Annotated in this window: 11 protein-coding genes; 5 read left to right on the top strand and 6 right to left on the bottom strand. The window is 44.6% G+C overall.

Annotated features, from left to right (window positions below; genetic code table 11):
• Window positions 1-401: 401 nt before the first annotated feature.
• Together ACO1R6_RS04985 and ACO1R6_RS04980 are read left to right on the top strand one after the other, a co-directional pair.
• Window positions 402-926 carry a hypothetical protein gene (locus ACO1R6_RS04985; RefSeq protein WP_486262711.1) on the top strand — a complete coding sequence of 175 codons (525 nt, stop codon included), beginning with the start codon at window positions 402-404 and terminating at the stop codon, window positions 924-926.
• Between the two features lie 237 nt (window positions 927-1,163).
• On the top strand, window positions 1,164-1,580 hold the full coding sequence (locus ACO1R6_RS04980) for a lipocalin family protein (protein WP_486262709.1): 417 nt from the start codon (window positions 1,164-1,166) through the stop codon (window positions 1,578-1,580).
• 65 nt (window positions 1,581-1,645) lie between these two features.
• Here the strand turns inward: ACO1R6_RS04980 and polA are convergent, their stop codons facing one another.
• The gene (polA, locus tag ACO1R6_RS04975) at window positions 1,646-4,489 is read right to left on the bottom strand and encodes a DNA polymerase I (RefSeq protein ID WP_486262707.1); all 2,844 of its coding nucleotides are present in this window, start codon (window positions 4,487-4,489) and stop codon (window positions 1,646-1,648) included.
• Window positions 4,490-4,985: 496 nt separating this feature from the next.
• On the opposite strand from polA, the gene ACO1R6_RS04970 reads away from it, so the two are divergent.
• From ACO1R6_RS04970 to ACO1R6_RS04960, 3 genes are all read left to right on the top strand, one after another.
• Complete coding sequence (locus tag ACO1R6_RS04970; RefSeq protein ID WP_486262706.1) at window positions 4,986-5,276, top strand: SH3 domain-containing protein; 291 nt, start codon at window positions 4,986-4,988, stop codon at window positions 5,274-5,276.
• Window positions 5,277-5,553: 277 nt separating this feature from the next.
• Window positions 5,554-6,171, top strand: a complete 618-nt coding sequence (locus ACO1R6_RS04965; RefSeq protein WP_486262705.1) for a hypothetical protein — start codon at window positions 5,554-5,556, stop codon at window positions 6,169-6,171.
• Between the two features lie 238 nt (window positions 6,172-6,409).
• Window positions 6,410-10,156, top strand: a complete 3,747-nt coding sequence (locus ACO1R6_RS04960) for a hypothetical protein (protein ID WP_486262703.1) — start codon at window positions 6,410-6,412, stop codon at window positions 10,154-10,156.
• Between the two features lie 62 nt (window positions 10,157-10,218).
• Here ACO1R6_RS04960 and ACO1R6_RS04955 read toward each other — a convergent pair whose 3' ends face one another.
• The 5 genes from ACO1R6_RS04955 to ACO1R6_RS04935 form a co-directional block, all read right to left on the bottom strand.
• Window positions 10,219-10,524, bottom strand: a complete 306-nt coding sequence (locus tag ACO1R6_RS04955) for a DUF1330 domain-containing protein (protein WP_486262701.1) — start codon at window positions 10,522-10,524, stop codon at window positions 10,219-10,221.
• A gap of 19 nt (window positions 10,525-10,543) precedes the next feature.
• Window positions 10,544-10,933: a hypothetical protein gene (locus ACO1R6_RS04950; RefSeq protein WP_486262700.1), complete on the bottom strand. Its 390-nt coding sequence runs from the start codon at window positions 10,931-10,933 to the stop codon at window positions 10,544-10,546.
• Between the two features lie 160 nt (window positions 10,934-11,093).
• A complete protein-coding gene (locus ACO1R6_RS04945) occupies window positions 11,094-11,336 on the bottom strand; it encodes a hypothetical protein (protein ID WP_486262699.1) in 243 nt (80 codons plus the stop codon).
• 202 nt (window positions 11,337-11,538) lie between these two features.
• Window positions 11,539-12,336, bottom strand: a complete 798-nt coding sequence (locus tag ACO1R6_RS04940; RefSeq protein ID WP_486262697.1) for a TPM domain-containing protein — start codon at window positions 12,334-12,336, stop codon at window positions 11,539-11,541.
• 85 nt (window positions 12,337-12,421) lie between these two features.
• On the bottom strand, window positions 12,422-12,859 hold the full coding sequence (locus tag ACO1R6_RS04935) for a TPM domain-containing protein (RefSeq protein ID WP_486262696.1): 438 nt from the start codon (window positions 12,857-12,859) through the stop codon (window positions 12,422-12,424).
• Window positions 12,860-13,043: the final 184 nt, after the last annotated feature.

Here is a 13,043-nt window from a genome sequence, read left to right as displayed (position 1 = left end):
TACCGCATCAACCCTTTGCCCGGCCAATAAATTTATAGGGCTTAATAAAAGCAAAAAGACTGCTCTAAAGGCGGTCTTTTTGCTTTTTAAAACCTGCTCAACCAGAATAGCAGCTTGCCCCATTAAATAAGGGATAAACCTGTATTAAAAATAATTGATTGATTTGTAGTTGCTTATCGTATATTTATACCAATTATTTATAGCCCACACAATTTACGGCGGAGCTTTCCTGTTTTACTGAAAGAAAATAAATTACACCGGTTAAAAGTGAAATTGGCTGGTCACCGGCCTTTGTTTAGGTATTATCGGCTTTAATTTTGAGTACCGATAATTATCTCGGTAAAATGTTTTACTACTTTTGTTCTATTAATATTAACTAATTCTAATTAAATCTTTTTACTATGAAAAATTACAGTGCCTTAATTTTCTTATTTGTTTTAACCTTTTTAACGGCCAGCTGTGATAAAGATGATGATCCCACCAAAGAAGAACGTTTAAGAGCTAAAAACTGGAAAGTTACCGCCATAAAGCTTAGTGGTCAGTCGAGCGGCTTTTCTGTTCAGAATTATGATTTTTATGGCCTTTTAGTTGATTGCCAGAAGGATAACCTTTTTAAATTTAATACTGGTGGCGTGGTGGTAGTGGATGAAGCAACGGTAAAATGTACGCCTACTGCACCGCAGACTACTCAGGGTACCTGGAGCTATAAGGAAAACACTACTGGTGATGTATTAACCGTAGGTGGTAACCTTTTACTTTCGTATGGTTTAGTAAATAATGCGTCAAGAGATTTAAAAGTAGTTACGTTAAACAACGAAACTTTAAGTGTTACTTTTAATGAAGATATTACTTTACAAATACCAAATTTACCTGGTCCGGTAACAATTCCTGGAGCAACTGTAGATATAACCTTTACTGCGCAATAAACAATTGCCTGTACCTGCTAAGGAAAGCCGCTAAAACAGCGGCTTTTTTTATTTATTTTCGGTTCGTTTAGCATTAACTTAGTCAGCAGCAATAAAGCCCCTTATTTATTTGCCCGGTTTAGCGGTGAATCCCAATTACAGAATTGCCGTTTAAGAGATTTAGAAAAAGCTCTTTAATTTTATCTGCATTCGCTTTCTGCCCAAACACCAGCTTTTTATTAACCTTATTTTAAACGTATGAAGAATTTGCACACCCTTTTAAGGTTATTTTTGCTCGCCTTGGTTTTGGTTGGTTGTAAAAAAGATAATGATACCGAGCCCGATAATTTACCCATTGGTAAAAACTGGAAAATAACCATGGTTGAACTGGTAAATGGCAGTGGCACCATAAACCCCATTGCTACGGCCCCCAGTTGCGACACCGACGATATTTACCGGTTTAGAGACGATACCACCTATGTGCACGAAGAAGGCGCCACCAAATGTAACGACAGTTCTCCCCAGATTGTGGAGCAGGGAACCTGGGCAAAAACCGGGAATACCTTTACCTGGGATGGGCAAGATTATACGATTGAAGAACTAAGCCGCTCAACATTTAAGATAAAAGCCAGTGCTTTTGGCTCTACGCTGCTTATTGTTTTTACGGCGCAATAAATAAATTAGAAAAGCTTCAAAAGCGGGAGCGGGTAATTTACTCGCTCCCTTTTTTTGTCTATTGTTTAATGCGCCTCCAGCCAGTTTTCGCCTACGCCCAGGCCAATTTCCATGGGTACACTCAGAGGTAGGGCGTTTTTCATAAGCTCTTCTATTTTGGGTTTTACGTACTCCAGTTCTTCTTTAGGAGCATCAAAGAGCAATTCGTCGTGTACTTGCAATATCATGCGGGTGCCTATTTTTTCGGTCTTTAGCCAGTCATGAATATTTATCATGGCGATTTTAATAATATCGGCCGCGGTGCCCTGAATAGGCGCATTAATGGCGTTGCGTTCGGCGTAGCCCCGAATATTGGCGTTCTGCGAATTTATGTCGCGGAGGTAACGGCGACGGCCCAGTAAGGTTTGCACGTATTCCTGCTCGCGCGCTTTGTTTATGGCTTCGTCCATATATTCCTTTACCGCCGGAAACTCCTGGAAATAAGCCTCAATAATATCGCTGGCTTCGCGGCGCGGAATATTTAAACGTTCTGATAAGCCAAAAGCCGAAATGCCGTAAATAATACCGAAGTTGATTGTTTTGGCTTTGCGTCGCATATCGCTATCCACCTGGTCTAGTGCCACGTGGAACACTTTAGCCGCCGTGGATGCGTGAATATCCAGCCCTTGCTGAAAAGCTTCTTTCATGGTGGCGTCGCCGCTAAAGTCGGCCATAATGCGCAGTTCAATCTGGGAATAATCCGCCGAAATTAGCAAGTGGTTTTTATCGCGGGGAACAAAAGCCTTACGTATTTCGCGGCCTTTTTCGGTCCGGATAGGAATATTCTGCAAATTGGGGTTGGTAGAACTTAAACGCCCGGTAGCCGCAACGGCCTGGTTAAACGAAGTATGTACCCGCCCATCCGAAACACAAATTAGCTGCGGCAGCGCATCGATGTACGTAGATTTTAATTTAGATAACTCCCGGTGGTCCAGAATAAGTTGGGCAATTTCGTGTTTATGCGCCAGTTTGCTTAATATTTCTTCGCCGGTGGCGTGCTGGCCGGTTTTGGTTTTTTTTGTTTTTTCCTGAATGCCCAACTTTTCAAACAATATTTCGCCGAGCTGTTTGGGTGAGCCAATGTTAAACTGCGTGCCGGCAATGGCATAAATGCGCTGCTCCAAATCGGCCATATATCCCGACAGTTCTTTCGACGACTCGGCCATGGCGTTGGCATCAATGGTTACGCCTTCTTTTTCAACCGCTGCCAAAACCGGTACCAAAGGATTTTCTACTTGAGTAAACAACTTCATCAAGCCGTTTTTCTCTAAACGGGGCTGGAAAAATTGCTTCAGGCGCAACGTAATATCGGCATCTTCGCAGGCATATTCGTACACTTCTTCCGGCGATAAATCGGCCATAGTAATTTGCTTTTTGCCTTTTTTGCCAATCAGTTCGGTTATGGAAACCGGCGTGTAGCCCAGGTAGGTTTCTGAGAGCAAATCCATGTTGTGGCGCATGTCGGGCTCGAGTAAATAATGGGCCAGCATGGTATCAAATATTGGCCCTTGTATTTCTATGCCGTACGATTTCAGAATCAAAATATCGTATTTAATATTCTGACCAACTTTGGCAATATTAGGGTTTTCTAACAAAGCCCGGAACTCCTCTACAATGGGCTGGGCTTCATTTACATCCAGCGGCACCGGTACGTAATAGGCTTCGCCGGGTAAATAACAAAACGACATGCCAATCAGGCGGCCGGTAATGGGGTCCAGGCGATCAGTTTCGGTATCGAAAGAAAATTCTTTTTGTTTTTCTAAGTAGCCGATTAAGCTGGCCCGCAGCTCGGGGGTGTTTATCAGGTGGTAATCGTGGAGCGTGTTGTTAATATTTTTCTTTTGGTTGGAGGTTACCGGAGCTTCTTCCGGCGTATCGGCTACCAGTTCGTCTATTTCCTGGAACAAAGAAGTTTGCTGGTCCGATTTTTTACCTTTAACTAGCGTGCGGGTAGCTTTGGCCGCAGGAGCTTTAGCTGGTGCCGCTAAATTGGTGCCCAAAATCCGTTGGGCCAGTTGCCGGAACTCCAGTTCCTCGAACAAAGCTTTTAACTTTTCTTCGTCCGGCCCCTGGTACGCAAACTGATCTTCGTCAAAATCGAGGGGCACATCTAAATGAATGGTAGCCAGTTCTTTTGAAAGTAAGCCTTGTTCGGCGTATTGAATAATATTTTCGCGTTGCTTGCCTTTCAGCTCGTCGGCGTGGGCAATTAAGTTCTCGACGGAGCCGTATTTCTGAATGAGCGATTTGGCCGTTTTTTCGCCAATGCCAGGTATGCCCGGAATATTGTCTACGGCGTCGCCCTGCAGGCCCAATATATCAATTACCTGCTTAACGTTGCTTATTTCCCATTTCTCCAGTACTTTCTGCACATCCAATATATCGACACCATTGCCCAGAAAAGCCGGTTTGTATAAATACACGTGGTCGGTTACCAACTGGCAAAAGTCCTTATCGGGGCTCATCATGTACACGTCAAAGTCGGCTTTTTCGGCTTTGCATGAAAGCGTGCCAATAATATCGTCGGCTTCGTAGCCTGGTAAAAGGAGCAACGGAATATTAAAAGCCTCTACAATTTTTTTGACGTACGGAATGGCAATGCCAATATCTTCGGGCATGGCCTGCCGGTTGGCTTTGTACTCGGTAAAGTTATCGTGCCGGAAAGTTTTGCTCGGGCCATCCATGGCTACACCAATGTGGGTAGGTTTTTCCTTCGATAAAACCTCGAACAAAGTATTTGTAAAGCCTAAAGCGGCCCCGGTATTCATGCCTTTGGAATTTACCCGCGGGTTTTTACTAAAAGCAAAATGCGCCCGGAAAATCAGGGCCATGGCATCGAGTAAGAATAATTTTTTGGTTCTTTCGCTCATATAAATATCTGTGCTGCCGGTGGGGAATTTTAGCGTTGGTCCTACAATTTATAAACTGTCAGCGTAAAATTTTGTTCTGCTGCTTAATTTTAAGGTAAAGCTAAGGCCTTTCGGGCAAATTTCCTGCGGCAAATTCATCTCAGTATTAAGCAAGCTTACCGTTTGGGGCTTAACATCCAGTTTTAACCCTCCAGTGCCTTGCCGTAATAGAAGTTGTAAGTAATTAAAAGTGAGCTGTTTTAATTAAATAAACCAACTAGCCCAGTACAGTTAAAACCAGAAAAGCTTGTGCCGGGGCTTACACTTAACCGATATTTTTGGGCATTCAGCACGTAAATCAGGCAGTTCAGCCAAACTAATTTTTATTGCCTTTCCGGGCAGTGCATATTTGTACTGTTAATCTTATTCAGAGGCCAAATAACTGAAGATGAAGGCAAAGCGTCTGAAAATATTAACCTAATCAAATAAAAACTGAACGCTCTAAAATCTTAAAACTATGAAAAAGGTAATCTTTATTTTCGCTTTATTAATTCAAACTGCTTTTGTGTTTGCTGCCGATAAACAGCAAGTGGCCGTAGCCCGTTACGAGAACGTTAAAATGTACCAGCAGCCCGGCACCTCTACCCAGGTAATCAAAGCCCTGAAAAGCACCGACGAAATTGTAGTGGTTAGAAAGTACAACAGCTTCTGGACCATTGTACTGGTTAACGATGTGGCCGGCTATGTATTAACTTCTGAATTGGCTACTCCTAAAGCACCAGCCACTGGTACGCTGGCCAAAAAATAATGCTTGTATTGTTTTAAAAACTTCCCATTACCTGCTTTACCCGCCCCATTTGCTACGTAAAGCAGGTAATTTATTCCCTTCTCAGTTATTACCGTAATATTTAGCCGGTAGCCGCTATCATTTGCGCCAGCTTTCCTTTCTATTAAAAACACCTGGCAAAACAGCTTTGGTTGAATTCTGATACTTTGCTGTTGATTAACAATTTATCTGTTTTGCTTAAGCTCTAATGTAATTAAAAACCTAACCTAAAACACCATAATTTTTAAAATCTAAAACTATGAAATTAAATGTAAACTTTTTGAAATGGCCGGTTTTGGCTTTATCCCTAAGCTTTTTTACTTCTTCGTGCAATTTATTCGAGAAAGATGATCCCAAGCCGGCCAGCAACGCAATTACTTACAACAACACCCAATACAATTTAGAAAAAAGCCTGATGATAAAATACGGTGGGCATAGTTTGTATGGCTCCAACGATACACATTCGATTAACCATTATTATATAGCCAACGGCAACATAGACTACAACAACAGAACAGGTAATGTAGATGAAATAATGGGCAGTTTTGCGGTATTTGCCGAACTGGTATCGGCGGGGGGCACCGAATTTAAAAATGGTACTTTTAATTACATAGATAGCAGCAACGACAACAGCTTAACCGACACCCAATTAGAAGCCAAGTATAAAAATAAATCTATTTTTTCGGACGTAGAAGTTTACATTGATACCAACGGCGATGGTATGCTGGCAGGTGAAACACCGGTAGAGGCTAATGGCGGTACCATTAAGGTGTCGGGGTCTAATAATACTTACACCTTGGAATTTAATTTAACGCTTACCAACGGCAAAACCCTGAAAGGCAAAAATGCCAGCTCTTTTACCCCAATTAACGGCTAATAACTTGTGGTAAAACTATTGTAAAGCATAAAAAAGCCTGCTTACCCGATACAGGTAAGCAGGCTTTTTTATGCTTAGCTTTTTTTATGAGGTAGTAATATTTAATCCGGTAATAAACCCCTCAACGCCTTTTTTAGGTTGCTGCCCAACATTCCGGCCCCCAGGTAAGTATGTGGGTAGTAATGCTGGTTCTGGTTAACTGCCACATAGGTAGAAAAACGGACAGCGTGCCTGTAAAATGATTAAAAAATTACTTCTTGGTTTCTTTTTGTTTATCCGGTTAGAGGTAGTAGGGCAGATGCCCACGCCCGATTCGGTACTGCACCAGGTATATTTATTGGGCAACACGGCCACGGCTCCTATTCCGGAGGCAAATTTACTGGCTTTTCAGCAGGAACTGGGGCGGCAAAAACAGCCTTTTACTATAGTTCACCTGGGCGATATGCTGGCCAATCAAGGGTTGGGGCAAAAAGCAAAAGTAACCACCGATAAGCTGGACCTCTTGCTGCAAATGGCAAATACCAACCCGTTAGGGAACCTTTATTTTGTACCCGGCGATAAAGACTGGGATAACTCCGGCCCGCAGGGCTTAAGCAATGTAAAACGCCTGGAAGCGTACCTGAACCGTAACCTGAACCCCAGGCAAGTGCTGGTGCCCGGCCAGGGCTGCCCCGGCCCCGAAATACTAGATATTGGCCCTGGTCTGCGGGTAATTGCCCTGAATACCCAGTGGTGGATGCACCCGCATAAAAAGCCCGAAGAACCCGACACCGACTGCAAAATAAACACCCGCGAAGACTTTTTAGAAGAACTGGAAGATGCCATAACCGAAGCCGGTAACCGCAATATTTTACTAGTTGGCCATCACCCTATTGTTTCCAATGGTATGTACGGCGGGCGCATGCCGCTCCGGAAACACCTTTTCCCGTTCGCAGACCGCAACCCGGCCAACCGAGTGCCACTGCCTTTTTTAGGGAGCTTTTACGCCGCTTACCGCCAAAACGTGGGCACCCCGCGCGACATGGCCAACCCCAACTACCAGGATTTTAAGCTAAGGCTTAGTCGGTTGTTAAAAGAAAACCCGCAGGTTGTTTATGCCGCAGCCCACGATTATAATTTGCAGCTTAATTACGCTGATGAGAATTACCATATAGTATCGGGTAGCTTTAGCCAAAAAGATTTTGTCGGTAAAAATGCCTTGAGCCTGGTAAATGCAGCCAAAACCGGTTTCAGCAAGCTTATTTATTATAGTAGCGGCAAAGTAACCAGCACATTTTACACCTTTGGTTCAAACGGCTTGCAGGAACTGGAAACCCTGGAATTATTCCGGTCGGCTTGTATGCCGGAGGCCCAAACAAAAGTACCGGTTAACCAAATGTTTGGCCTGTGCTTAGAGGCTAACCCGCCCACAGCTCCAGCTACCCAGCCTTTGGTAAACCCCAAACCAGCTTCTGTTAATTTGGCTACAGTTGTGCCCGGGCCGGAATATGCCGCCAAACCGTTTAAGAAATTTTTTCTCGGCCAATTGTATCGCCAAACCTGGACCCAACCCGTAAAGCTGCCTTACTTTTACTTAAGCCAGAATGCAAATAAATTATCTTTGTTAAAAGTGGGAGGGGGGCTGCAAACCAAAAATTTACGGCTGCAAGCCCCCGATAGTCAGCAGTTTGTATTTAGATCGGTTACCAAAGAACCCGTGGGCGTAGTACCTCCCGAGTTGCGTTACACGGTAGTTACCGATTTGCTCCGGGAAATAAATCCTACCACCCAGCCTTACGGGGCGCTGGTGGTAAGTAAACTACTGGATGCAACCGATATTTTGCATGCCCGGCCTAAATTATATGTGCTGGCCGATGACCCTGCGCTGGGTGCCCAACGGGCCGAACTGAAAAATTTAATTGGCTTGCTGGAAGAACGCCCCGGCGATTTGCCCAATGGTAAAACCAATTTTGGCGGCGCCGATGATATTAAAAAAAGTTACCGTTTTTTCCGGCAGTTATACCAGGACCACGACCACCGTCTGGATGTGCGGGCTTACGGCCTGGCCCGCGCTTTTGATATTTTTATTGGCGACACCGATCGGCACGCCGATAACTGGCGCTGGGCGGAGTACCGGAACGATAACCAACGCTTGTACCGGCCTATTCCGCGCGACCGCGACCAGGCGTTTAACCGCTGGGAAGGTTTGTTTTTCTGGCTGGCCGACCGCGAATGGGCATCGTTCAGTATTCAGAATTTTGACGAGGAGCTTAACGGTATTACCAGCTTAACCTGGACCGCCCGCCACCTGGATCGGCTGTTGCTAACTTCTTTAACCGAACAGGATTGGCTAAATATAGGCCAGGAACTACAAACCAAAATGACCGACCAGGTAATAGACGAAGCCATTGCCCAACTACCACCCGAAATAATACCCACCGACGGGCAGGAAATTGGCCGGCGGTTAAAAGCCCGGCGAGAGCGCCTGCCCCAGGCCTTAAGTGCTTATTATAAACTTCTGGCCCGTTATGTAGATGTGGTAGGTTCCAATAAAAACGAATATTTTAAAGTAGAGCGCTTGTCCGATGCCCAGGTACGGGTACAAATGTATCAGAAAGATAAAACCACCGGGCAGGGCGAAGGCAAACCTCTTTTTGATCGGACCTTTGCTAAATCCGAAACAAAAGAAATCCGGCTGTATGGCCTCGACGGAAAAGATGTAGTAGATATTAGCGGCCAGGTGCCCACTAGTATCCGGATTAGAGTGGTAGGCGGGTACGGGCAAGACAGCATTCGCGATGTATCGCGGGTGCGTAGCAGTCTGCGCAAAAACACCTTAATTTACGACAATACCAATACCGCTTTAACTTTAGGGCGCGCCAGCCAAAACCTTACCGCCGATAAACCAAATATTAACCAGTATCGCCGGCAGGCTTTTGAATATAATACCTATAACCCCACCGGTAGCTTGCTTTACAATAAAAGCGATGGTCTGGGAATCGCTTTTGGTATCAATTATAAGCGCCAGCGTTTCCGGAAACCCGATTACGGCAGTTTATACGGTTTTCATTTTCGGGCCACACAGTTTGGCAATTTGCAGCTTACCACCGATTTTACCTGGCGGACCGCACTAGCCAACTGGGATGTAGGTACTTTGGTAGATATTGGTCATAATTTCCCGTTCTACAACTTTTTTGGTTTGGGCAACACCACCACCAAAACCGAAAGCCGGTACCAGGATAATTATTACGTAGCTCGCTTTAGTGGCTTAATCAGCAATGTATACCTGCAACGCCAGTTTTTTGGCCGCAGTTACTTTAGAATTGGCCCGCGTTACGAAACATTTGCTTCGCGCATTAAAGCCGGTTCTTTTATTAATGAAACCACCGGTCCGCAAGGCGATTTAAGCGACCAACAACTGGTAGGCGCCAGCGCCAGCTTTAACCTGGATTTACGCGATAAGCCTATATTTACCCAAAAAGGTTTGCGGTTATACGGCAGCCATTACAGTTACCGCCGGTTGCAGGGCGTTAAAGATTATTTTGGCATTACCCAGGGTTACCTCGATTATTACGCTACGGCCCGGTTGGGCTTGCCCATTACGCTGGCGGTACGGCTAGGAGGGGCTAAAAACTACGGCGAAAATTTACCTTTTTATAAATACACTACCTTGGGCTTGCTGCAGAATTTGCGGGGCTTTGTGCAAAACCGTTTTTCCGGCGATGCCAGTGCTTACCTGAACTCCGAACTCCGGTTTCATGTGGGGCGGGTACATAGTTCGTTTTTGCCTTTCCGCTATGGTTTGCTTACTTTTTACGACCAAGGCAAGGTTTGGTGCCAGGGCGAGGCCGGCGGTGGTTGGCACCGTGGTTACGGGGGCGGCTTTTATATTGCCCCGTTTGCCGAGCAGTTTACTTTTTCGGTTTTACTGCAGCACTCCCGCGAAGAGAATATGTTGTTTCAGTTTGGCGCCGGCTTCCGTTTCGATAACCAGGTAAACCGTTAATATGCGATAACTATTCTGTTTATTAACTAATTCCAAAAGCTGCTTTTTGCAGATGCGATTTTTTACTCAATCGGTAAACTTATGCCTTCTACCAGTACCGACTTTTCTACTGCAAAATTAAACAAGGTGGTGTAGCTAATTCTTTCGGGGTCTTGGCGGTAAGCTTCAAAATGAGTGGCCTCCGGAAAAGAAACCACGTGTATTTCGTCAGGCTGGTCGGCTGCAGGCTTGGTTGTTTTTAACCTTAGTTCCAGTTTGCCCTGGTATTGGGGCAACAAGGGCAATACTTTATTTTCGTACTCCTCAAAAACCGGTTCCTGGCCGGGCCGCAGGTAAATGAGTAAAGTGTAATAGATTCTATTCAGCATTGTAAAAATAAAATAAAGGCTATTTCTTATTTTTTATACTGTTTTGCCAAACCGGCACGTAATCGTAAGTAGGGTAAAACTCCGTATCAAAAGCACCCCAGGCACCATTTTCAATGGCTAAATTTAACGTGCGCAAAGCCGCAGCCGGAATTTTTACAGTTACTACCTGGCCAATGCCCATCATAACGTACCACGAAATTACCCGAGCCTCTTTGGGCGGAAAAAGCTTCCAGAGTTTATTCGTTTCCTGTATTTTCTGAATCTCTTTTAAATTTTTGTTTTGCTGATGTTTCAGAAAAATAGTAATCATTACGCTATCGGAGGCAGCTTTTGCCGTATTGCCATCGGTTTGGGCATAACTTGTTGTTCCAACGAGAAAACAAATAAGTAAAAGAATTTTTGCCGGCATATAACAAGTAGGTAAATAAACTAAAGTATCGGATTTAAACCTGGCTTACAAGCCGTTGCACCTATCTGCTATTTGCAACAAGAACAGTTAAGTACTTTTATAATTTATACCTGCCGCTTTGTTTAAGGTTATGCGGGGCTGCTTTAATAAACAGATTTTTTTATTTGAATTGTTTTAATTGCAACAGGCAGTAAACGGCGGCTAGTATAAAAATACCGATAAAGAAAAAATCGTGCGGCGCAAAAGATAACCGGAGAATTTTGTAGTAAAACAAACAAAACGTTAATACCAGCAGCAGAGACAACACCGTACCAACCAGCCACCACCAGGTTTTGCCAGCCTTCTGCCGTATTTTCTCCAGGAATTGTATCCGCTGTTGCGGGCCTTTTTCAATAATATTCATACAAATTCCGGCCAATTAAAACAGGTAGTTACCTGGCTGGTTTTTACGCTTACATTCTCCGGCTAACTAATATTTTGTAGTTTTAATAGTTAGCCAAAGAATATTTTGCGGCTCTAGTAAATGTTTAGTTAAAAAATATTCCTCAGCTTAGGCAAGCTGGTTGGGGAGGTAATTTATTTGGGCTATAACTTAGTTGCCCGTATTACCAACTACTGCCGGCACCGCCGCCACCCGAACGGCCACCGCCAAAACCACCAAAACCACCGCCAAAATCACCACCACCAAAGCCACCGCCCCCAAATGGTCCGCGGCCCGAAGAGAAATCGCCGAAAATAACCGGTGGAAAAAATGGCCCGCCTAAAGTACGCATACCGCCGCCACCCCGGCCACCACCGCCCCGTTTCCGGAAATTAAGCAGTATAATCAGGGCCAGCACCCCAATAATTATCCAGAAAGTAACCGGCGATCCGCCGCCGCCTCGGTTGGCGCGCGGGTCGGCTTTGTACTGGCCGCTGGCTACGCTAAATATAATGTTTGTGGCTTCGTCGAGGCCCTGGTAATAATTACCGTTTTGGTATTGTGGTTTAATCGTGTTTTCGGTAATGCGTTTGGCAATAGCATCGGGCAGAATGGCTTCCATACCGTAACCCGTTTGTATCCAGATTTTACGTTCTTTTACCGCCGTCAGGATTAAAATGCCGTTGTCTTTGCCTTGTTGCCCAATGCCCCAGCTATCAAAAAGGCGCGAAGCATAGCCTGCCACATCATAAGGGCCAATGGAGGTAACGTTAACAATAGCTACCTGGGTAGAAGTAGAGTCGTTGTACGCCAGAAGTTTGCTTTCCAGGGCCGATACTTCGTCGGGGCGCAAAATACCGGCCAGGTCGTTAACCAGGCGAGGCGGATTAGGCCGCGGCGGAATATCTTTCTCGCTCTGGGCCCATACTTTAGGCAGTGCCAGCAGCAAGAAAAGAAAACAAAATATAAAATACTTTTTCATGTAGATTCGTGCATTTAGGCCAGAAAAGATAAAAATTGGTGCGCAGGTTTAGTTATAAATAATGATGAATAGCGCCGCCAATTATTTAATTCTCGCCGTAAGAAATATCATTTTCCAGCTCATTTTTATCGGCTTGGCCTTGGTGCGGAAAATAGTTTTTAAGTTGTTCGCCGGCCATTAATATGCCTTTACTTAGGCCTTCGGCGTACTTTTCCTGTTTAAAGAAATTGATGACCGTATTGGTAATTTCTTGCCAGAAATTTGGCGGCACCACGGCGTTTATACCGGCATCGCCGAGTACGGCAAACTTATGGCTTTGCAGGGCTACATAAAAAAGCACCCCGTTGCGCTGCGCCGTTTGGTGCATGTGCAAATAAGCAAATACCTGGGTCGCCCGGTCTAAAACTTCCAGCTCGCAAGTGTTTTCTATATGTACCCGTATTTCGCCGGACGTGTTGGTCTCGGCTTCTTTAATGGCATTTACAACCTGTTGCTCATCGGCTGGCGTTATGGTATCTCTCATTTCTTTTTAGTTAAAATTTGAGAGTTAAAAGTTAAAAGTTTAACAAATGTATTTTCTAAAACATCTGTATTAAGAAGCAGTTTAATGTTTTGGCAATGGCATTAACGTTTGCCCTTGCTGCGTGTTTTCACCGGCAAGTAGTTGGGCAAAAGCTAAATAATTGGCGGTGATAACACCACCCATG

The sequence above is a fragment of the Adhaeribacter sp. genome, assembly GCF_057359045.1.
Note: the sequence above shows the minus strand (reverse complement) of the source record. Positions and strands in the feature narration are given on the sequence as shown.